Genomic DNA, 20,085 nt, shown 5'->3' on the forward strand with positions numbered 1-20,085 from the left:
TCAAGGCGCTCCTTGAGTAGGAGTGGGTTGGGCAGCCGGCAGGGGCATAATGGTGTAGGCAATCGCCTGGAACGGATCCGGCACAAAGGCGGTAAAAATGGGGAGCTTGAGCATCTGCTCATGGCAATAATAGACCTCAACGGCTACAAAGCCTTTATTGGGGGTGGAATAATCCGAAAGCAAGCTTTGAACGACCTCCCGGGTGAAATGGGGGGTGGTGCGCACAATATTGCCCTGACAATCCTTGTTCCAATTCCCGTAGAGGGAGTAGAATCCCTGTGGCTTCGGGTGCACATCGCTCACCACGTTTCCGGAGACGGTGTAAACCGAAATGACCACATCATCGGTGGCAGGGTTGAGGTAGACGAAAGGATTCATCCCGTTGCAGAAATTGGGGTCGGTACACAGGGTTGACCCTTGTGGGGGCGAAAAAATGCAGGAGGTGGTGAACCAGAAATCGTAGTATTCCGGATTGCTACACGAGCGCGTGCCATTATGAGCGGTCTGGAAGGGATCGCGCACCGAGGCAAAACGCGCTGCCTCACGGGTGAGGTCGAGCAGGTCGAGGTAGCGCCCAATGAAAAAAGCCACCTCCACCACCCCCAGCAGCAGAATCAGCAGAACAGGTAACACCAAGGCCAGTTCAATAAACGACTGGCCGCGCGGTTGGGAAAATCGAACACGCCCTAAAGATAGCCTCACTCTGACCTTCTCCGTAAAGTTTTGCAGATCGGTCCATCCCATTACCCGCCTGGGCTGTTCCGCCAGTGCGGCCTGTTTTTACATTATCCGAAAGCCGGCCTGTCTGTCAAGCCATTCTTAGGATTCTGTAAGGTGGCTGTCATGGTTTTATCACCATTTTTTCATCTCATTTTCACAATCAAGCCTCTACACGGTGCTTGCTGCACCACCCGCGCTGGCACAGGAAGCAGCGCGCTTCACCTTGCCCCTGAGGACGGGCTGTGCTACACTTTTCACCAGGATGGCCGACGAGAAGATCCTCGAGGAAGTGCGCACCGCCCTGGCGCAGGGGCAGCGCGCCCGCGCCCGTGACCTGCTGACACGGTTGCTGCGCCGCGCCCCCAACCAGCCCGAGTACTGGCTGTGGATGAGCGCCGCCGTGGAGACGCCCAAAGAGCGCCTCTACTGCCTGCGCGAGGTCCTGCGCCTGGACCCCGATAACTTGGACGCCCGGCGCGGTTTGATCCTCATGGGGGCTTTGCCCCACGATGAGCGCCTGGTGGCCCCGGCAGCATTGCAGCGCCGCACCTGGCAGGTTGACCTGGAGAAACCCCGCGATGAAGTCACCCACCATCTGTGGCGGCGCGTTGCCCTCTACGCCGGGCTGGTCATCCTGGTCGCCGCTCTGGTCACCCTGGGCGTTTTCAGCGTCAACCGGCTACGCCAGCGCGCCCAGCCCACCCGCCCGGTGATCTCATTCCAGCCCCTGCCCACCGCCACCCCCCTGCCCGCTGCGCAGACGGCCGCCACCCCTAACCCCGCCTTCACCCCTACCATTACCCCGCCGTGGGCCGCTCTCGCCGCTACCTACACCCCCACCCCAGCCTACGGGCGCACCCCTCACCCGATCATCGAAGCCTACAGCCTGGGCCTGCGCGCCTTTGAGCGCGGCGATTATAACCGCGCCATCCAGTACCTTGATCAGGCCGCTCAGATCCAGCCCGCCGCCGATATCTATACCCTGATCGGGGATATTTACCTCAGCCAAGGAGCTTACAGCCAGGCCCTCCAAGCCTACAACCAGGCCATCCAAACCGATAAAACCTACGCTCCGGCTTACCTGGGGCGGGCCCGCGCGCTGCTCCAAAGCGCGCCCAACCCCGAACAAGAAGCCCGCCGCAACCTAGAAGAAGCCCTGCGCCTCGATCCCAACCTGGCCGAGGCCCGCTTGGAACTGGCTAGGTTGGCAGCCGAGCAGGGCGACCTCGCCGCAGCCACCCGCCAAATCGAGCAGGCGGCCACACAACTGCCGGAGTCCCCGCTGGTGGCCTACTACCGCGGCTGGCTCGCCTTGCAATCCAACGACCTGGATGAGGCCCTGCGCCAGGTGCAGGAAGCCTTACGGCGCGATGTGACGCTACTGCCGGCTTACCGCTTGCTGGGGCAGATTTACCTGCTCCAGGATCAGCCCGCGCAAGCCATCCCTCCCCTGGAGGTGTACCTGACCTACGGCCCACCTTCCGCGGATGTGGAGGCGCTGGGCTGGCTGGCCCAGGCTTATGCCCGCGAGGGGCGCGCGGACGAGGCGCTAGCCCTGCTCGACCGTGCGCTGGCCGCTGACCGTCTGAACCTGACGCTGTGGTTGCAACGCGGCGAGGTGAACCTGCAGGCCAGCAACAACACGGCGGCCCTGGAGGACTTCAAACAGGCGCTAAACCTCAACCCGCGCTCATTTGCGGCCAGCCTGGGGCGCGGGCGCGCCTTGCTGGGGTTACAGGCCTATGGCGATGCCTACATGCAGTTGAGCAAAAGCGAAGGGCTGGCACGCAGCGCGGCAGACAAGGCGGCCGTCTACTACTGGCGCGCGCAAGCCGTCGAACCCCTTGACCCCCGCGCTGCCTATGCGGATTGGCAGCGTCTGCTAGCCCTACCTGAGACGGCCATGCCGGCCACCTGGCGCACTCAAGCGCAGGCTGCTCTGGCCCGCTTGGCCACTCCCACCGCCACCCCACTGCGTTCCCTCACCCTCACCAGCACCCCGCCGCAGGTCACCCCCACCTATGCGGCCACCGCCATTCGCTGAGGGCCACCCATGCGCGCGCTGTGGGTGCAGCACTGGCTCAAAGTCCGTCGGCGGCGTCAGACTGCCCAACGGCGCCGCGCCGATCACTACACTCTGCGGATAGGCAGCGGATTGACGCTACTGCTTAGCCTCACGTTGGCCCTGCTCAGCCTCGTGCTAGCCTTGGGCTACACCGCACTCACTGCCGATTTGCCCCCCATCGAGTCCCTGGAGACCCTACTGGCGTCCACCGCGGGGACGCTCACCCAGCCCACCCGCTTCTACGACCGCACCGGCACCCACCTACTGGCCGCTCTGGATGGTGGCGTGGGCGCACGCACCTTCCGCAGTGTGGACCCCAGCACGGCGGAAGCCTATAGCCCGCTCCTGGTACAGGCCACCCTGGCCCTCCTTCAACCCGATTTCTGGACCAGCCCGGGCTTCGCCCTCACCCTGAATCCCGCTCCCCAAACTCTCGCCGAGCGCCTGGTGAGTGACTTGTTGCTCTGGCGCGAACCGCCCTCCCTGCGCCGAACTTTGCGCATGCGCCTGCTGGCCTGGCAGGCGGTCACGCGTTACGGACGGGCGCAGGTGCTGGCAGGCTTCCTTAACAGTGCTCGTTTCGGTCCTCAGACTTACGGCGCTGAAGCCGCGGCACGGCGTTACCTGGGCAAGCCGGCCACCCATTTGGATGCGGGCGAGGTGGCTCTACTCCTGGCCGCGCTGGAAAGCCCCGCGCTCAATCCCCTGGATACCCCCGAAGGCGCGCTGGAGCGCCAGCAGCAGGTCCTGGAGCGCCTGCTGAGCGCCGGGGTGATTGACCTGCCTACCTACGAGCAGGCCCATCAGCATGCCCCCGCTCTGCTGCCGCGCCGTGAGGCCCCCCCAACCTCAACCGATGCCTTCGTCCACCAGGTGCAGGGCGCCCTGGCCGCAACCTTTCCGCCAGAAGTGCTAGAACGCGGCGGGTTGCGCCTGCTCACTACCCTGGACGAGGGTTTGCAGCAGCAAGTGAGGTGTGTCTTGGGCGCTTATTTCCAGAGCCTGGGAGCCCCAGCCGCCGAGGGGGCCACCTGTGAAGCCACCCGCGACCTGCCTACCCTGCCCAGCGCACTCTGGCCTGCGCAGCCCGAGGACCTGGCCGGCGGCGCCGTGGTAGTGGATGTAACCCGTGGCGAGATGCTCGCGCTGGTGGAGATGGACGCCCGTGGCCAGCCAGCCTCCAGCCTGAGCCGCCGCCCCACCGGTAGCCTGCTCACCCCCTTCCTGGCGCTCGCGGCGTTTGCTCGCGGGATGAGCCCGGCTAGCCTGGTGTGGGACGTTCCTCCTGCATCAGAGGAAGCCACCCTGACCGCCGCACACTACCACGGCCCGGAACGCCTGCGCCTGGCACTGGCCGGCGACGATATGGGCGCCCTGACCCGCTTGCTGGAACAACTTGGCGTGCCCACCGTGGTGCAGACCGTCCGCGCGCTGGGGGTGCCCCTGACCCTGACATCCAGTGATGCCGCCCCTTTCCTCACCCACGGCGCCCCCCTCACCCTCCCGGAAGTAGCTCAGATGTACCTACCCTTAGCCACCCTGGGGCTGGGCTACCGTCTGCCGGGTTGGCCAGAAGCGCAGCCCCTAGCCCTGCGCCGCGTGGAAGGGTACGATGGAACATTGTGGATGCAAGGTGAGTCGGGGCAGGTACGTCCGCTGATCAGCGCCCAACTGGCCTACCTGGTGCACCACGTGCTCAGCGACGGCGAAGCCCGTCGTCAGCGCCTCGGCAGTCCAGATTGGCTCGACCTAGGGCGCCCGGCGGCGGCCAAACTGGGCCAGGTAGCCGATGGGCAGACGGTTTGGGCGGTGGGGTACACACCTCACTACCTGGTAGCCGTGTGGGTGGGCTACCGCTCCGGCGCCGAGGGCGCGCCGCTCAACCCCCGCCTGGCCGCCACGCTGTGGCATGGTCTGATGCGCGACCTGCACCGCGATACGCCGGCCACCGATTGGTCAATCCCGCCGGGGCTGGCGCTGGTAAATGTGTGCGATCCTTCCGGATTGCTCCCTACGGCTGATTGCCCCCAGGTAGTGCGCGAGATCTTCCTCAGCGAAAACCAGCCCACCCAGTACGACACACTCTACCGTCGTTACTCGATCAACCGTGAGACCGGGCGTCTCGCCACCGCCTTCACCCCGCCGGAACTGGTGGAGGAACGCGTTTACCTAGTCGTACCACCGGAAGCCAGCGCGTGGGCGGCGCAAGCCGGCTTGCCACTGCCCCCCACCCAGTACGATAACATCCCGAACCCCACTGCCAACCCACAGGTGCACTTTACCCAGCCTGCGCCGTTTGCCTACGTGCGCGGCACGGTCACCCTGCGCGGCACCGCCAGCGCCCCCGATTTCGCTGATTACCGCGTTCAAGTGGGCGAGGGGCTCAACCCACGCACCTGGGTGACCCTCACCCCGGCCAGCCGCGGGCCGGTGGAGGAGGGAGCATTGGCCACCTGGGACACGACCGGCCTGCCCGATGGCCTCTACATCCTGCGCCTATCGCTCGTGCATCTGGATCAGCGCGTTGAGATCGCCCTGCTCCAAGTGACGGTAGACAACACCCCGCCCCAGGTACAAGTGCGCCTTCCTACCCCCAATACCAGCCTGCTGCTGCCCGCGAACGGACGGCTGAGCCTGTACGCTGAGGCCAGCGATGCCTACGGCGTACACCGCCTGGTCTGGCGGGTGGATGGACGTGAGGTGGGTGAGAGCCGCACTCCTCCCTACATCCTGATCTGGAACGCCACCCGCGGCGAACACACCCTGGAAGTGGTGGCCGAAGACCTCGCCGGCAACCGCGCTTCTTCAGGCAAGGTCCATTTCCGCGTGCGCTAACCCGGGCGCAAAGGGTGCTGAACGCGCAGCATTGACACCGCTAAACCCAATTGGTAAACTCCTGAAGGATAGGGAATAACTCAACATGCCGAACATACACCCCCACCCCCGTTCGGGACATGCACCGCTCTCTTCAAAAACCAGCCGCTGGGTGATTTTGGCCGTAGTGATTGGGCTCGTGGGAATCCTTTTGTGGGTTAAGCATCAAAATCCATCGGCCCAACCGGGGCTTGATGAGCCCGCAGAAGCTCAGTTCGACCGAAACTTACAGCAACAGAAACCAATGTTGGCCTTCTTCCACTCGACCGATTGCCATTCCTGCATTGAGATGATGAAGTTGGTGGATGAAGTGTATCCGCCTTTTCAAGAAAAGGTGGCTCTGGTAGATGTCAATGTATATGATCCTGCCAATCAAAACTTGTTGCGGCGGGCACGTATTCTTAGCATTCCAACCCAGATTTTTATTGGCCAGGACGGCCGCGGCAAAGTGTTTCTTGGCGTGATGAGCAAAGAACAATTGCAGCAAGAATTACAACAACTCGCGGAAGAACCCCGATGAATCTTGATCCAACTCTCTTACAACCCACTTCCTTAATTGGGTACGTCCTGGTCTTCTTGGGTGGAGTGCTGACCAGCATTGGCCCTTGCAATGTAGCCATGATTCCACTCATTGTGGGAGTAATCGGGGGCAGCACTCAGATCACACGGCGCCAAGCATTCACCATTTCATTTGTTTTTGCAACGGGTCTGGCGATCACCTTTGTGCTGCTGGGGGTGGCCGCCGCGCTGATCGGCGGGCTTTTGGGCGGTACCACGCGCTTTTGGTATTACCTAGTTGCCGCTGTTTGCTTTTTTATCGGCTTGCAGATGCTGGGAGTCTTCCAGTTTACCCTGCCGGATTGGTTTGGCAGCCTGCGTGAAAAAGTAACCGCCCGAGGCCTAAGCGGGGCTTTGTTGCTGGGCCTGGTCTCAGGCTTGGTGGCGTCTCAATGCGCTACACCTGTACTGGCTGCCATCCTAACCTATGTGATGGCCGAAAAAACCGGTCTCCTCTATGGGGCTTTATTACTTTTCATCTACGCAATGGGACGCGGCGTGCCGATTGTCCTTGCTGGCACCTTCACCGGCGTGCTAAAGGGTCTTCGCGCGATGGCACCATATGCCTCATCGCTGGAAAAGATAGCCGGTACGATCTTAATAGGCGTTGGGTTATACTTCTTATATATTGCCTGAGCCGGTTGGCACGAGGTAGCAGATGGCCGAGGGCCAGAAGAGGAATGTTCATCAGCGAATGCTCGTGGGGGGAATGGTTTTGGTGTTAATCGGCGTAGTCCTGGGCCTCAAAGCGTGGCAGGAGGACTGGTTTTCTCCCGTAACGCCGGTAGAAATCCCCCCTCAACCGGTCTTGTTACTGTTTAACCGATACCGCGGTTGTGAATGCGCATTGAACGTGTACAAGGCCGCAGAACGGCAGGTGGAGGTCTGGCCAGAGGAAGCACGCTCATCGGTGCCAGTAATCGTAATCAATCTTGACCGACATCCAGACTTAGGCCAGCGGTTTAAGGTGCAGCGGGCCCCTACCCTGATTTTGCTGGACGAAGCCGGCCGTGTGATTTACCAGCAGAATGAAGTTATCCAAGATGACCTTCCACTGGACTTGAAAACCTTTGAGCAAAAAATTCGGGAGATGAAGCATGGCCGAGAATGACCTGGTTTGGTTAAACGATTTAGAAACCGCCTTACAGCAGGCACGCACCGAAGGCAAGGGCGTGCTACTCCAATTTCATCGGGATGACTGTGCGGGCTGCAAAAAGTTGTACGCGTTAACCTACGCCGATGCGCAGGTTCGTCAAGAGATGCAGCGTTGGTTCGTCCTATTGCGTGCCGATATTTTGAGGGATCGCGCCATCCGCTCGCGCTATTCCGCCTACTGGACACCTTCATTCTATTTCTTGAATACACGGGGGAACATGCTCTATTCGTTCAATGGCTATCTCAACGTGGAAGATTTTCGCGTACTGCTGCGTTTGGGCAAGGCAGCGTTGGATCTGCCGCGCGGCCGTTACTTCGAGGTGATTGATCTCATGGACGATGGGCTGGCGCGTTTCCCCGAAAACCCTCGGGCCGCCACCCTGTTGTTGGTTCGGGGGATGGCCGAGTACCTAATCGGTAAAGAAAAAAGTAGTTTTCGCGGCGCCATGCGCGAGATTCTGGAACGGTACCCCCAAAGTCTCGAAGCGCGCATGTGGCCATGGATGGACGAACCCTAAGGCGGTTTGGTTTCTTTAGCGTATAGGCCCAATTGCTTGACACGGTTTCAAACTGTGCCGGCTCCTTGCGCCTGAAGGCAAACGACTGATCCCTGGCCGCAGTTGGCACATTCGAATTGGATGGTAGTATGCTCAATCTCATACTGTTGATCCAACTTGTCTTTTAACTCCCTCATGATCCGTTCGGTTTGGGCAAGCGTCTGATTTTCCAGAACAACATGCGCGCTGAGAGCAACATATCCTGGGCTGACCGTCCAGATATGCAGATCGTGAACCTCTAAAACTCCGGCAACCGATTTCATGCTCTCAGCGACAGCCGAGGCGGTCATGCCTTCTGGCATTCCTTCCGCTAAAATATGCACCGTCTCTTTCAGTAAGCGACCGGAACTGAATAGGATCAGGAGGCTGATCAGCACGCTGACCAAGGGATCAATCCACAATTGTCCTGTCAAATAGATCGCAATGCCAGCCCCAATCACGCCCACCGAGGCCAAGGCATCCCCCAGTACATGTAAAAATGCAGCGCGGGTGTTTAAGTCGGCGGGGTCATGCTCGCGCAACACTAGGGCAACCACAATATTCACCCCCAAACCGGCTACGGCAATGAGCAACATAGGGCCGGCTAGAATCGGTTCCGGGCTTTGAAAGCGAGTGAGCGCTTCTTTGAGAATCTCAAACGAAATGAACAGCAAGGTTGCGCCATTCGCCAGCGCAGCCAGTACTTGCATACGATGGTAACCGTAGGTATGACGGTCATCGGCTGGAAGAGTGGCGGCACGCAGTGCCAGATAGCTCAATCCCAGGGCGAACGCGTCCATGAAGACATGTGCAGCATCGGAAATCAGCGCCAGACTGCCAGTCCATAAACCCCCGCCAAATTCGGCGATGAAAATTAGTCCTGTCAGAGCGAGTGCAATGAATAACTTCTTGCTGTTGTGTTCTATAGCATGGTTATGCATTTTTATTTGCCCCATTCCTTAGGGGGATGCTCCCTCCCAAAATGTCCGTTTATTTAACCCCCGGTTCATGTCTCTGTCAATGGGATAAATTTGCTGTCAATCAAAATCTTGACAACTCCGACCTTATAACCTATAATTATTTAGGAGTCCTAAATAATGGCAACCTTTTTTGACCCACGCGCGCGCATCACTCCCTCGGCCCAGGCCCTGATCGGGCTGTACCGCCTTGCCCAGGGGCTGCAGCACCGCCTACGTCAACGGGGACAAGCGCGCGGGCTCTCGCCGGCCCAAGTACAGGCGCTACTTTTTCTCAGATACGCCCGCCCTGGCGTCCGTACCATCGGGGGGTTAGCACAGCGGTTGGGTTGCACAGCCGCCACGGCCAGCGAGGTTGCTGACGCCCTTGAACGCAAAGGGCTACTCCAGCGCCACCCCTGGGAAGAAGATCAACGGGTGATCACGCTCAGCCTGACCCCCGCGGGAGAGCAGGAGATCACCGCGCTTGAAGGTTGGTTGGACGACCTCGAAACCACTCTGGCCGCCCTACCCCCCGCACAACAGCAGGCGCTACTGACCGCCGTGCAGGCCTTGGTGCGCACTCTGCAACAGGCGGGCGACGTGGTGGTTTATGAGATGTGTTGGGGGTGTCAGTTCTTTCGCCCCTATGCCCACCCCGAAACCCCCCAAACGCCGCATCATTGCGCCTTTGTCGATACCCCCTTATCTGATCCTTACACCTATCTGGAATGCCCCGATTTTATTCCGCGTTCTACCTGAAAGGAGGTGAGAGCGGTGAGCATCCCGATCATCCTATATGGTGCAACCGATTGTGACGACACGGCTCACACCTGTGCCGCCTTACAGGCGCGGGGCATCGCCTATACAGCGATCAACATAGCGACCGATCCGGCTGCGGAGGCCTTCGTGAGGTTCATCAACCGCGGCTATCGCAGCACCCCCACTTTGGTGATCGGGAGCGGGAAGCGCAAGGTGATTCTGACCGAACCCACCCCTTCGGATCTGGATTGGGCCTTGAGCCTGGCTACTGCGTTGCACGAATAACTCTGGTTGATACAAACTAAATAAAAGGAGGTTACGCATGAGCGCCATTCCGGGTTACACCTACGGCGTGACGGAGACGCGTTCACCCCTCACACCTGCCGATCTGGAACACTTGAAACAGGCCGTGCTTTTTGGGCCAGACGACGAGCGATATCTGCGCCTGGCCGGCGAGGTGTTGGCAGATCACATTGAGGAAATCCTCGATGTGTGGTATGGCTTTGTCGGCGCGCACTCTCACCTGTTGTATTATTTTACCGATGGTCATGGCAATCCCAACGCAGATTATCTGGCCGCGGTGCGCCGTCGCTTTGGGCAATGGATCCTGGATACCTGTATGCGCCCTTACGACCAAGACTGGCTCAACTATCAGCACGAAATTGGCCTGCGTCACCATCACAGTAAGAAAAACCGCACCGACGGGGTGACCTCCGTACCGTTGGTGCACCACCGCTACCTGGTGGCCTTTATCTACCCCATCACGGCTACGATCAAGCCTTTCCTGGCGCGCAAAGGACACAGCCCTGAGGAGGTGGAAAAGATGCACCAGGCCTGGTTTAAGGCCGTAGTACTGCAGGTGGCGCTGTGGAGCGCACCTTACGTCCACGCGGGCGAGTTTTAGGGCTGGTTGGCGGCTGGGAATATGACTTGGGGGGCAAGGTTAAAAAGCCTACGCCCACTGCCTGGCCTGTTTCCTAAAGAGGGCAGCCATCGGGGCCTCGAGTAGCTCCGGTGGCTGCCCCGTCAGCGGTGCCAGCATTCTGCCACAATGCGTGCTGCCTGCTCGGATGCTGGATTGTCTCTCTGCGCAGGTAGCACGGGCTATATATCCATACTGCAGAGCCAAAGCGAGGGGCTCGCGTCATACCAACGGTACACCTCCACGAGACGGTCAACGAAGCCCTACACCGATCACTTTGGCATATCGCGTGCGGTTTCATAGCCGTTCAGTGGCTTGCTCCTTCGGGAGACTTGCAAACCGCGACCCCCATCAATAACCCTTGACAAGCGTGCTACAATGTTGTTAAGCAGTGCGCAAATTACGGGCGCTGATCTTTTCAAAGCCATGCGCTGGTGGCTGTCTGGCCAAGTGCCTGTTGGAGCAGGTCAATACCAAGCGATGTTATCATCAGGATAATGCCGCCATCCTCCAGCCCAGAACCTTTGGTGGGGAACCCAAGAGCTTTTCAATCGCCCAACATGCAAGCCCGGTAAGCCACGACCGCGACCACGAGGAACACCCCTGGTAAGGGGCTCTCCAACGTGCCGGGAATCGTTTTGGGCTTCTATAAAATCAACCTCAGCAGCCTCTGCATAGATTAAGATGCTCCGACAGGCCAGAAGAGCACACCTAGATAAGGAGGCTGCGTTTTAATTGCCCCTGATCTGGAATCCTTCCACCCCCGTATGATCCACGGCGGGCTGATATCGCCTTCTTCGTTTTGTTAAGACCCGGGGCATTTATAAATGCACGCGTCCCTTTTGGCCTATTCAGGGAGGGAAAGATGTACCGGATCGTTTTAAGTTTAATGGTGTGCCTGAGCCTTGTACTCCCGGCACGGAGTTGCATCCCCACCGCGTTCAACCTTGAAGTGGAAACCACCAACGAACTCGGTCCCAACACCCTGGCGCGTATTGATGCGGTCAACCGCACCCTGGCAACCGGGATGGAGGTGGGCCCCGAGACCCGTCAGGTGATTCGGGAACTCAACGAGACCATCCGCCAGGGGGTCAAGGGAGGGTTCGATGAAGCCACCCTGCGCCGTGTGGATGAATTGCTGCGCGTGGTCGAAGATGGTTTGAAAATTGGCCTGGATGATGAGACTTTGAGCACCCTCAACGGCTTAGTCGAGATGATTGATCGCCAACCCGGGAACTGGGAGGTCGCCGCGACCGAGATCATCCGCACGTTGGAGCGTTCGGGCGGCAGCATGGCCGGCCGCATGGCGGATGAAGTCAAGGGTGTCATGAACGAAGCCCGCCTCAACATGCAACAGATGACTGCCATTGCGGGCACCGAATTCCGCTGCAATGTGGATTTCCTCGGCTCCAAGGCTGGCGCGACGTTACAAGAATTCATCGGTCATTCCATCGTGGGCAAGTTGCGCAACATCCTCTCCGGCCAGCCCCCAACCGAGCCCATTCCTACGCCGTGGGTTTGCCAGGTGATCCCGGAACGAGTGGAACTGGTGCAAGTGGGTGAGCGTCTAATCTTCCAGGCCGGCCTGCTCACCCTGACCGGTTATAACTATGTGGACGCCAACGCGCCGCGCGCTTATATCGCCGATGAGGCCGGCAATCCTCTCCCCGGCCTGCAGTTGTTCCCCTACCGCACCAGCCCCTATCAGATTCAACTTAACCTGCAAGGGTTAGATTTCAGTGCCATTCCACCGCGTTCGCGCATCGTCTTTGCTTGGCCCAATGTTCCCGAGACAACCGGCGTGGCGATTCTAATGCCTTTGGCCAATCCCATTGTCGCCAGTTTCACGTTCACGCCCACCGGCGGTAATGCGCCTTTGACCGTGCAGTTCACCGATACGTCCAGCGGCGACCCCTCCGAGTGGTGGTGGGATTTTGGGGACGGCGCCACCTCGAACGAGCGCCATCCCACCCACACATTTGTTGAGGCCCGCCGCTACGAGATTCAACTGACTGTCTCAAACCCCTTGGGGTCATCCAGCGTCTCTCAAATCCTGGTGGTGGGCGAGGAACTCCAGGCAAACTTCACGTTCAGCCCGCGGCAGGGCGAAGCGCCGTTGGTGGTGGAGTTCACTGACCGCTCCAGCGGCAATCCTACGGCCTGGGAGTGGGATTTTGGAGATGGCGAACGTTCCAATGAGCAGAACCCAGTGCATATTTACCTCCATCCCCGTCCCGAGGGCTACAGTGTGACCTTGCGCGTGAGCAATGCTACGGGCAGCGCCACCTATACGGCCCCGGATCGCATCCTGGTGCTGGAAAAACTGGTGGCCGATTTCAGCGCCAGTCCGCTGAGCGGCCGCTCTCCCCTGACGGTGTCCTTCCAGGACCAGTCCAGGGGTAGCCACATCGTGGCCTGGGAGTGGGACTTTGGCGATGGCAGCACCTCCACCGAGCGTAACCCCGTCCACACCTATACCTATGATTCCAATGCTGAGAAAAAACCACCTTATGATGTCACTTTGACGGTGACCAATGCCGCAGGTCAGAAGCAATCTCTCAGGCGGAACGGTTATATTACTCTCCAGGTTTTCGAATGGCGTCCAGGCTTGATTTTGCCGCCCTTGTTCCAGATCCCCGGCGAGATCACTGCACATGTCTCCGAATACACTCTGAACGGGGGCGGGTTTGTGGATACCGGCTGGGCTTCTGACCAATACGTTTGTGGCATCATCGGCATGACAGCGACCAGAGGCGATATCAGGGAGAGCGGCGCGGGGGATATTCTAAAGGCCTATCTCCTCCCTCAATACAGCGGTTCATTTCGCAAGAACACCTGGTGGCTTTCCAGCGATTTCCGCACCGAGGGGCCAGAAGAGCGTTGGGTCGTAAAGGTCTTGTGCCTCGATCGCAAAGGCGAGGGATCGGTGTTCGTATATCGTGAGTACACAGCCCTAGAGGGTGGCAAAGATCACCTAACCGGTGTTATGATCGAGGATTACAAATATTGTGGCATTGTGGGACAGGCGGCGCTCTGGGGCGACATAGAGGAAAGAAACGTACAAAACGTCATCTGGCAAGCCTATATGGATGTCGCAGGTTCCGAATGGGTGATCAAGGTGGATTTTGCCACCCATCGCGATCAACCTCAGGAGACCTGGAATGTTAATGTGCTGTGTATCAAAGGGGGCTTGTACCTGGCCACTGAGAAGCCGCCCTTCTTGATGCGCACCTACAATCTCATCCAGCCGCTTGGGCACACATACACCACCGACATTAAAGTTAGCGACTACGAATGTGGGGTGGTGGGCGTGTCAGCCGAGCGCGGTGATATCGAGGAGCATGGTACCCGGGACGTGCTCCTAGCCGTGCGCACACTTCCTGTGAGTGGGCAATGGCAGATATGGGCGGACTTTGCCACACACAACAAGGAGGAAGACTGGCGAGTGGATGTCCTCTGCGTCAGCAAAAACTATGTAAAGCCACCCAGTCCGTGAAGCAATGCTTTTGAGGTTTGGCCTTACCTGACTCAAGAACCCGCTTTGGAGGCGTTTCGCCGGCGCAGTCCCTCGGGGGCGCACACTTTGTGCGCCCCTTCCCTATTAGTGGGTTAGCCCCGTAGAGGCGCCCCCTTGGTGGGACGAAAACCAAGCCGCACCTGCCTTAATCCAGCAGCAGCCGTGCTCGTTGGAAGCGTCGGAAACACAGGCTCAGCACCGCAAGATTGAACACCAGCAGCGCGCCCATCACCCCCGCCATCACGCTCGTCAGGTCCAGGCGCATCAGCGCCCCCAGAATGGTCAGCCGCCAGTCAGCCGGCAAGAACTGCACCCCAAAGGGCAGGAAGTAAAACACCAGTAAGATCAGGCTCAGGCGCTGGTAAGCCTGACGCGCCGTGGCAGCGCGCAGTGAAGCCAGCACCCCCAGCCCGGCAAAGAGGCCCGTGCTGAGCAGGCTGAAGCCCAGTGCAGTAGCGAAGAACGGCGGGGTATAAAAACGAGGGCCACCTCCCAGGCTCAGATTGAGGGTCAGCGCCGCCAGCAGCAGGCTGAGCACGGCCACGCCCCAGCCGTATAGCACTGCCGCCAGGACCTTCCCTAATAGGATGGCCGCATCTGGCAAGCGGGTGGCCAGCAGCGTCTCCAGGGTATGGCGCTCACGCTCGCCGGCGAACGAATCGGTCACCATGCCCAGGGTAAGGAAAATGGGCATCCACGCCCAGACCATTAGCGTCAGGGGCTGGGTAAACCACTCCGCGCCCACCTGCAGAGGCAGAAACACCCCCAATATCCCCAAGATGATCAGTGTGGAGAGCAGGGTACCGCGCCCGACAGCGCGGGAGGTAAAAAGTTCCCTCCACTCTTTCCAAATCATGGTGTACACATCATTCAGCATGCTCGTTCTCCTGCACCAGGCTCAAGAAAACCTCTTCTAAACTGACGTGCTCACGCCGCACCTCTTCCACGGCCACCCCGTGCTGCACCAGGTAAGCCACCAGCGGCGCCACCGACTGCTGTGGGCCCAGGTTGACCGCCCAGTGCCCATCGGCTTCTCCAGACTGGATGACCTCAACGCCGAAGGTAGCACGCAAGCCCTCCAGCACGGCTGGCGTAAGCCCCGAAGTGACCAGGTGCACCGGCGCGCGGCGCTGGCGGCGCAACGCCTCTGGGCTACCCACCGCCAGCAAACGCCCCTCGCGAATCACGGCTACCTGCTGGCAGAGTCTCTCGGCTTCGCTCAGGTTGTGGGTGGTGAGAAAGATAGTAATGCCTTCTTGGCGCGCCAGGCGCACCAGATCCTCGCGCAGGGCTGCCGCCGAGACAGCATCCAGCCCGGCGGTGGGCTCATCCAGGAACAACAAATCCGGGCGGTGCAGCAAGGCGCGGGCAATGGCCAGTTTTTGCTTCATCCCGCGGCTCCAGGTGACCACGGGCTCACCCCGCCGTTCCCACAAGCCCAAATCGGTCAGCAACTGACGAATGCGCGCCTGGCGCTCATCGCGGGGCAGACGGGCCACACGTCCGAAGAACTCCAGGTTGTCGGCGGCACTCAAACGCTCGTACAGGCCGGCATGCTCCAGCAGTGCCCCACAGCGGGCGCGAATGGCATTCGCCTGGGTACGCACGTCGTACCCGAGGACGAACGCTGTGCCGGCTGTGGGGGGTAACAGCCCCAGCAAAAGACGGATGGTGGTGGTCTTGCCGGCGCCGTTGGGGCCCAGAAAACCAAAGAGGATCCCGGCAGGCACTTCCAGGGTGAGGTCCTCCACCGCGCGCAGGGCACCAAACGCGCGCGAGAGGTGTTCGGTGCGAATGGCATACTGGGACATCAGGTTTCTCCTTCGGCAGGGGGGTGGATCAGGCGACTGAGTCGCTGGCGGTAGGTTTCAAAGGCTTGGCGCCCTTCTGGGGTGAGCGCGACCAGGGTGCGCGGGATCTTGCCGCGGAAGGTCTTGGTGATGCGCACATAGCCGGCCTCTTCCAGTTTGCTCAGGTGGGTAGAGAGATTGCCCTTGGTCAGGCCAGTTTCGTGCAAGAGGTAGAGAAAATCGGCCTCTTCCACCGCGTAGAGCAGGGTAACGATCATCAGGCGGGCCGGTTCGTGGATCAGCCGATCCAGGTCCTGCCAGCGCGAAGGGGTGGTCATGCGGCCTCCCCTTCATCCTCAGGCTGGGGACGGGTTTGGCGCAGGTAGTGCCCGAGCGCCCAGCCGCCGCTGGCCAGCCAGCCCAGCCCCACCAGACCGAAGAACGCCGCCGCATCTAGGGGCTCGGGAAGTGGCCACAGAGTTAACCCAATGCCGACCCCTAGGATGTAGAGGGCGAGGACGAGTAGGCGCGTCAGGCCTAGGCGCCAGCCGGCAGCAGTAGCAAAAGCAATCAGAAAACCGCTTGCCAGGGGTAACCAGCGCTGGCCAACCGTTTTGCTCAGCGTGACCATCAGAAAGGCCAAGCCTGCGGCTAAGGTGAAACTTGCGCCGGCCAGTAGCCAGCGGCGGCTTGGGCTGGGCCGGCGGTAGATAACTCGGCCGGTGCGGGGGTAGGTAATGCGCTCCTTGAGAAAGTGCACCACGGCGCGCGCTCCCAACACGCTCCCAAGGATCACCAGGAATTGGCACAGGCCCAATATCAGGCTTTGCCACGGCCCGGGGGGCAACCGCCATGCCGCCAGGTTGGTCAGCGCGACCAGCAGGAAGATGCTGCCCACGGCCATCTCGGCTAGGCCGTCGGCGTACCAGTAACGCTGGGGGCGGCGCAACCACACATCGAGCGGGGGTTGAGGGGAATTCATAAGACCTCACATACTAGTTTGTATTACAGACTTGTTTGCAAACATTGTAAACTGGAAAATTCTCCCTGTCAAGAGGCCATTTTGGGCGTTAAACCGATTGACATTCGAACAAAAAATTTGTATCATATAAACAAATTCAAACAATAACGGAGCGCGCGGTGAACACGGCAGAACGCCAGGCTAAGATCGTGGAGATGGTGCTGGAAAAGGGTAGCATCTCAATTGCCGAGATTGCCAGTCTGTTCAACGTCTCCGAAATGACCGCCCGCCGCGATCTGAACGAACTGGATCGGCAGGGCTTAGTACGTCGTGTGCACGGCGGGGCCATCGCCAACTTGGGGCGCAGTTACGAGCCCCCCTTCAGCACCCGCGCCACCAAGAATCAACTGTCCAAGCAAGCCATTGGGCGCGCCGCCGCCGAACTCATTTACGATGGCGACAGCATCGCCCTGGATGTGGGCACCACCACGCTGGAAATCGTGCCCCATTTGAAAACCAAACGCAATCTCACCATTGTGACTTCGTGCCTGCAGATCGCTAATGCCGTGGTCAACCATCTCTCACTGGAGGTGGATGCACGTCTAATCTTGACCGGCGGGATCGTGCGCCCGCGCGAACTCTCTATGATTGGCGCCATCGCCGAGCGGATTTACCAAGAATTGCATGTGGACAAAGCTTTCATCGGCGTAGGTGGAATCAGCCTTGAAGATGGGCTGACCGAATATAACTTTGAGGATACACAGATCAAAAAAGTCCTGCTGCGTACGGCGCGCGAGAAAATCGTGGTCGCCGACAGCAGCAAGTTTGGCGTCACCGCTTTTGCTTCGATTGCTCCCCTCTCGGCGGTAGATTGTATTGTCACCGACGACAAAGCCCCTCGCGAGATCATCGAGGCGCTTCACCAAGCGGGCATCAAGGTCATTATCGCCCGCACTCCTCCCGCTCTGTAACATGGAGCGTTGTCATGAAACTTACCCTTGATCCCACCTGTGAACCCATACGGGTTTTGCCCGAACATACCAAAACGTACATGGCATTCCGTAGTGATATCCTCAAGCCGGCCCATGAGGATGCACACCTGCGCCACATCTTCCGCTTCTATATTGCGCGGGCGCTCTTCAACCAGGGGGCCGAACGGGTCTATATCCTTCCTAGCGTGCGTTTGAACGATCACACCTTCATCGTAGACGTACTGGCCCAAACCGGCGATAAGTTTATCGTCGGCTTGTGTGAGCCCGGCTCCGTCACGCCCGAAACTGAGCAACGGCTCGAATGGCTCAAGGAGGCCGAGAACGCCGAAACCGTGATCGTCCATTCCCAGTTTGGCGACCCGGGCAGCCTCCCCACCCACTTCGAGGCCCAGCTGGCCAGCAAGAAATTCCGTCTCTTAGCCGTTGTGCCACCACCCTTCGATGATGCCTACGAGTACGATATCTGGATGTTTGAACTCACATTTCGCGACCTTTTCGGCGGAGAGTAGCCCATGACGAACGCACCTCAATCCTACACCATCCTGGTGGCCTGTGGTACGGCCATCGCCACCTCAACCCATGTGGCGCTGAAGATCAAGGAGTTATTGGGCGAGCGCGGCTTGAACGTGCAGACGGTGCAATGCCGCGTGCAAGACCTTCCCGGGATGGCTCTCGATGCCGATGTAATCGTGGCAACCGCTCAGGTGCCCTTCGATGTGAACGTCCCGGTTGTGGACGGCATTCCCTTTTTAACTGGATTCGGCGTAAAGGAGGTGGTGGATAAGATTGAAAGCATTCTGCGTCAAAAATCCTAATCTTCATGTTGTTCATTTTTGACAAAAGTGGGAGGAAGAAAGGAGTAGTAAAAAATGGAGGCGATTAAGTCAATTTTCGATTTTCTCACCGGCCTGGGTTCGCCCGTCATGCTGCCGATTGTCATCTTCATCCTGAGCCTCATCTTGGGGCAGAAACTCAGCCGCGCGTTCATCTCTTCGCTTACGGTGGGCGTGGGTTTCATCGGCCTGGGGCTGGTGATCACCCTCTTGTTCCAGGCGCTGGGGCCCGCCACTGATGCCTTGGTCAAGTCCACCGGGCTGCAGTTGAACTCGCTCGATGTTGGGTGGGGCGTAGCAGCAGCCATCGCGTTCGGCACCGCAGTCGGCTCCTTGGTCTTCATCGTGGCCTTAGGGGTCAACTTGATCATGCTCGTACTCAACTGGACCAAGACGCTCAACGTGGATATGTGGAACTACTGGCACTATGCCTTCACCGGCTCGCTCGTCTACCTGGTCAGCGGCGGTAACCTGCTGTTGGGGTTGATCGCCGCGGCCATCCATGCCGTGGTTGCCCTGCTGATTGCTGACTGGGTGGCAAAGGACGTGCAAGGTTTCTTCAAACTGCCGGGCATCTCTATCCCGCAGGGTTGGGCGATCACTTCGGTGCCGATTATCAAGGTCTTTAACTGGATTGTGGAAAAAATCCCCGGCCTGCGTGATATCTATTGGGACTCAGAGACCCTGCAGAAGCGCCTGGGGATTTTCGGCCAGCCAATTATCATGGGCGCGATCCTGGGCCTGCTCTTTGGTATCCTAGCCTATGGTATCAACCCCGCCGGGATGACCTTCAATGAGGTGCTGGGCAAGGTACTGATGCTGGCAGTGCAGATGGCCGCAGTGATGTTGCTGATCCCACGCATTATCGCCATCTTCATGGAAGGGCTGACGCCGGTCTCAGAAGCGGCGCGCACCTTCATGCAGAAGCGCTTTGCCGGGCGTGAATTTTACGTCGGTCTGGATTCGGCCATCCTGATCGGTCATCCTATCACCATTGCCACCGGTATCCTGTTGATCCCGATCACACTACTGCTGGCCGCGATCCTGCCGGGCAACACCACCCTGCCCGCCGCTGACCTGGCCGCCACGGCGTTTTTCGTGTGCATGGTGCCGCCGTTGACACGGGGGAACTTCTTCCGCTCGGTGCTCTACGGCATCTTCATTATGACCATGGTGCTCTACATTTCCAGCGCCTTTGCCCCGCTGCTGACCCAAATTGCCCGTGATATCGGGTACGCTATTCCTCAAGGCGCAGTGCAGATCACCGGCCTTTCTGGCGGCAACTGGATTGCCTGGGTGTTGACTACCCTCACCCGCCTGATCTTTGGGAGTTAGTTCATGGAGATAGGGGGAAGGGTTATGGAAACCCTTCCCCCCAAGGGATTGAGGGGCAATACGATGACCGATTACGACTGGGCTCTGTTGGAAAAACTCTGCGCCTTCC

The 20,085-nt window shown here is 59.4% G+C and carries 20 protein-coding genes; 14 read left to right on the forward strand and 6 right to left on the reverse strand.

Going from position 1 to position 20,085, the window contains the following annotated elements:
• Entirely contained in the window at positions 1–702 is a 702-nt protein-coding gene (locus Q0721_RS10795) for a TadE/TadG family type IV pilus assembly protein (protein WP_299029641.1), read from the reverse strand.
• A gap of 193 nt (positions 703–895) precedes the next feature.
• On the opposite strand from Q0721_RS10795, the gene Q0721_RS10800 reads away from it, so the two are divergent.
• From Q0721_RS10800 to Q0721_RS10825, 6 genes are all read left to right on the forward strand, one after another.
• Entirely contained in the window at positions 896–2,764 is a 1,869-nt protein-coding gene (locus tag Q0721_RS10800) for a tetratricopeptide repeat protein (protein ID WP_299029644.1), read from the forward strand.
• Between the two features lie 9 nt (positions 2,765–2,773).
• Positions 2,774–5,620, forward strand: a complete 2,847-nt coding sequence (locus Q0721_RS10805) for a transglycosylase domain-containing protein (protein ID WP_299029647.1) — start codon at positions 2,774–2,776, stop codon at positions 5,618–5,620.
• A gap of 85 nt (positions 5,621–5,705) precedes the next feature.
• Positions 5,706–6,179 carry a thioredoxin family protein gene (locus Q0721_RS10810; RefSeq protein ID WP_299029650.1) on the forward strand — a complete coding sequence of 158 codons (474 nt, stop codon included), beginning with the start codon at positions 5,706–5,708 and terminating at the stop codon, positions 6,177–6,179.
• The gene (locus tag Q0721_RS10815; RefSeq protein WP_299029652.1) at positions 6,176–6,853 is read left to right on the forward strand and encodes a cytochrome c biogenesis protein CcdA; all 678 of its coding nucleotides are present in this window, start codon (positions 6,176–6,178) and stop codon (positions 6,851–6,853) included. Before Q0721_RS10810 ends, Q0721_RS10815 begins: the two co-directional genes overlap by 4 nt.
• Positions 6,854–6,875: 22 nt before the next feature.
• Complete coding sequence (locus Q0721_RS10820) at positions 6,876–7,328, forward strand: hypothetical protein (RefSeq protein ID WP_299029655.1); 453 nt, start codon at positions 6,876–6,878, stop codon at positions 7,326–7,328.
• A complete protein-coding gene (locus tag Q0721_RS10825) occupies positions 7,315–7,890 on the forward strand; it encodes a thioredoxin family protein (protein WP_299029658.1) in 576 nt (191 codons plus the stop codon). The genes Q0721_RS10820 and Q0721_RS10825 overlap by 14 nt, the downstream gene beginning before the upstream one ends.
• Before the next feature lie 47 nt (positions 7,891–7,937).
• Here the strand turns inward: Q0721_RS10825 and Q0721_RS10830 are convergent, their stop codons facing one another.
• A complete protein-coding gene (locus Q0721_RS10830; protein ID WP_299029661.1) occupies positions 7,938–8,849 on the reverse strand; it encodes a cation diffusion facilitator family transporter in 912 nt (303 codons plus the stop codon).
• A gap of 156 nt (positions 8,850–9,005) precedes the next feature.
• Between Q0721_RS10830 and Q0721_RS10835 the strand changes: the two genes are divergently transcribed.
• The 4 genes from Q0721_RS10835 to Q0721_RS10850 all read left to right on the forward strand — a co-directional run bounded on the left by Q0721_RS10835 (position 9,006) and on the right by Q0721_RS10850 (position 14,044).
• Positions 9,006–9,626: a MarR family winged helix-turn-helix transcriptional regulator gene (locus Q0721_RS10835; RefSeq protein WP_299029664.1), complete on the forward strand. Its 621-nt coding sequence runs from the start codon at positions 9,006–9,008 to the stop codon at positions 9,624–9,626.
• A gap of 15 nt (positions 9,627–9,641) precedes the next feature.
• Complete coding sequence (locus Q0721_RS10840) at positions 9,642–9,911, forward strand: glutaredoxin family protein (RefSeq protein ID WP_299029668.1); 270 nt, start codon at positions 9,642–9,644, stop codon at positions 9,909–9,911.
• A 37-nt stretch (positions 9,912–9,948) separates the two neighbouring features.
• The gene (locus Q0721_RS10845) at positions 9,949–10,530 is read left to right on the forward strand and encodes a protoglobin domain-containing protein (RefSeq protein WP_299029671.1); all 582 of its coding nucleotides are present in this window, start codon (positions 9,949–9,951) and stop codon (positions 10,528–10,530) included.
• Between the two features lie 883 nt (positions 10,531–11,413).
• The gene (locus Q0721_RS10850; RefSeq protein ID WP_299029674.1) at positions 11,414–14,044 is read left to right on the forward strand and encodes a PKD domain-containing protein; all 2,631 of its coding nucleotides are present in this window, start codon (positions 11,414–11,416) and stop codon (positions 14,042–14,044) included.
• A gap of 166 nt (positions 14,045–14,210) precedes the next feature.
• On the opposite strand, the gene Q0721_RS10855 is transcribed toward Q0721_RS10850, so the two are convergent.
• The 4 genes from Q0721_RS10855 to Q0721_RS10870 are packed head-to-tail and all read right to left on the reverse strand — an operon-like array spanning position 14,211 to position 16,837.
• A complete protein-coding gene (locus Q0721_RS10855) occupies positions 14,211–14,942 on the reverse strand; it encodes an ABC transporter permease (RefSeq protein WP_299029677.1) in 732 nt (243 codons plus the stop codon).
• Complete coding sequence (locus Q0721_RS10860; RefSeq protein WP_299029680.1) at positions 14,932–15,876, reverse strand: ABC transporter ATP-binding protein; 945 nt, start codon at positions 15,874–15,876, stop codon at positions 14,932–14,934. The genes Q0721_RS10855 and Q0721_RS10860 overlap by 11 nt, the downstream gene beginning before the upstream one ends.
• Positions 15,876–16,193: a transcriptional regulator gene (locus Q0721_RS10865; RefSeq protein ID WP_299029683.1), complete on the reverse strand. Its 318-nt coding sequence runs from the start codon at positions 16,191–16,193 to the stop codon at positions 15,876–15,878. Before Q0721_RS10865 ends, Q0721_RS10860 begins: the two co-directional genes overlap by 1 nt.
• Complete coding sequence (locus Q0721_RS10870) at positions 16,190–16,837, reverse strand: hypothetical protein (RefSeq protein WP_299029686.1); 648 nt, start codon at positions 16,835–16,837, stop codon at positions 16,190–16,192. The genes Q0721_RS10865 and Q0721_RS10870 overlap by 4 nt, the downstream gene beginning before the upstream one ends.
• 158 nt (positions 16,838–16,995) lie before the next feature.
• On the opposite strand from Q0721_RS10870, the gene Q0721_RS10875 reads away from it, so the two are divergent.
• From Q0721_RS10875 to Q0721_RS10890, 4 genes are read left to right on the forward strand one after another with little or no spacing between them, the layout of a single operon-like run.
• Entirely contained in the window at positions 16,996–17,787 is a 792-nt protein-coding gene (locus tag Q0721_RS10875) for a DeoR/GlpR family DNA-binding transcription regulator (protein ID WP_299029689.1), read from the forward strand.
• Between the two features lie 14 nt (positions 17,788–17,801).
• Positions 17,802–18,317, forward strand: coding sequence for a hypothetical protein (locus Q0721_RS10880; RefSeq protein ID WP_299029692.1), 516 nt, complete (start codon positions 17,802–17,804; stop codon positions 18,315–18,317).
• 3 nt (positions 18,318–18,320) lie between these two features.
• Positions 18,321–18,623: a PTS sugar transporter subunit IIB gene (locus Q0721_RS10885; protein WP_299029695.1), complete on the forward strand. Its 303-nt coding sequence runs from the start codon at positions 18,321–18,323 to the stop codon at positions 18,621–18,623.
• 54 nt (positions 18,624–18,677) lie between these two features.
• On the forward strand, positions 18,678–19,976 hold the full coding sequence (locus tag Q0721_RS10890; protein ID WP_299029700.1) for a PTS transporter subunit IIC: 1,299 nt from the start codon (positions 18,678–18,680) through the stop codon (positions 19,974–19,976).
• The last annotated feature ends 109 nt before the right edge of the window (positions 19,977–20,085 follow it).

The organism is uncultured Thermanaerothrix sp., from assembly GCF_938028735.1.
Taxonomy (GTDB): domain Bacteria; phylum Chloroflexota; class Anaerolineae; order Anaerolineales; family Anaerolineaceae; genus Thermanaerothrix.

Bases quoted from the DNA above. Each gene is read 5' to 3' on its own strand.
- Q0721_RS10805 (WP_299029647.1), top strand. From the start codon at position 2,774: ATGCGCGCGCTGTGGGTGCAGCACTGGCTCAAAGTCCGTCGGCGGCGT.
- Q0721_RS10810 (WP_299029650.1), top strand. From the start codon at position 5,706: ATGCCGAACATACACCCCCACCCCCGTTCGGGACATGCACCGCTCTCT.
- Q0721_RS10815 (WP_299029652.1), top strand. From the start codon at position 6,176: ATGAATCTTGATCCAACTCTCTTACAACCCACTTCCTTAATTGGGTAC.
- Q0721_RS10820 (WP_299029655.1), top strand. From the start codon at position 6,876: ATGGCCGAGGGCCAGAAGAGGAATGTTCATCAGCGAATGCTCGTGGGG.
- Q0721_RS10825 (WP_299029658.1), top strand. From the start codon at position 7,315: ATGGCCGAGAATGACCTGGTTTGGTTAAACGATTTAGAAACCGCCTTA.
- Q0721_RS10830 (WP_299029661.1), bottom strand. From the start codon at position 8,849: ATGCATAACCATGCTATAGAACACAACAGCAAGAAGTTATTCATTGCA.
- Q0721_RS10835 (WP_299029664.1), top strand. From the start codon at position 9,006: ATGGCAACCTTTTTTGACCCACGCGCGCGCATCACTCCCTCGGCCCAG.
- Q0721_RS10845 (WP_299029671.1), top strand. From the start codon at position 9,949: ATGAGCGCCATTCCGGGTTACACCTACGGCGTGACGGAGACGCGTTCA.
- Q0721_RS10850 (WP_299029674.1), top strand. From the start codon at position 11,414: ATGTACCGGATCGTTTTAAGTTTAATGGTGTGCCTGAGCCTTGTACTC.
- Q0721_RS10855 (WP_299029677.1), bottom strand. From the start codon at position 14,942: ATGCTGAATGATGTGTACACCATGATTTGGAAAGAGTGGAGGGAACTT.
- Q0721_RS10860 (WP_299029680.1), bottom strand. From the start codon at position 15,876: ATGTCCCAGTATGCCATTCGCACCGAACACCTCTCGCGCGCGTTTGGT.
- Q0721_RS10865 (WP_299029683.1), bottom strand. From the start codon at position 16,193: ATGACCACCCCTTCGCGCTGGCAGGACCTGGATCGGCTGATCCACGAA.
- Q0721_RS10870 (WP_299029686.1), bottom strand. From the start codon at position 16,837: ATGAATTCCCCTCAACCCCCGCTCGATGTGTGGTTGCGCCGCCCCCAG.
- Q0721_RS10880 (WP_299029692.1), top strand. From the start codon at position 17,802: ATGAAACTTACCCTTGATCCCACCTGTGAACCCATACGGGTTTTGCCC.
- Q0721_RS10885 (WP_299029695.1), top strand. From the start codon at position 18,321: ATGACGAACGCACCTCAATCCTACACCATCCTGGTGGCCTGTGGTACG.
- Q0721_RS10890 (WP_299029700.1), top strand. From the start codon at position 18,678: ATGGAGGCGATTAAGTCAATTTTCGATTTTCTCACCGGCCTGGGTTCG.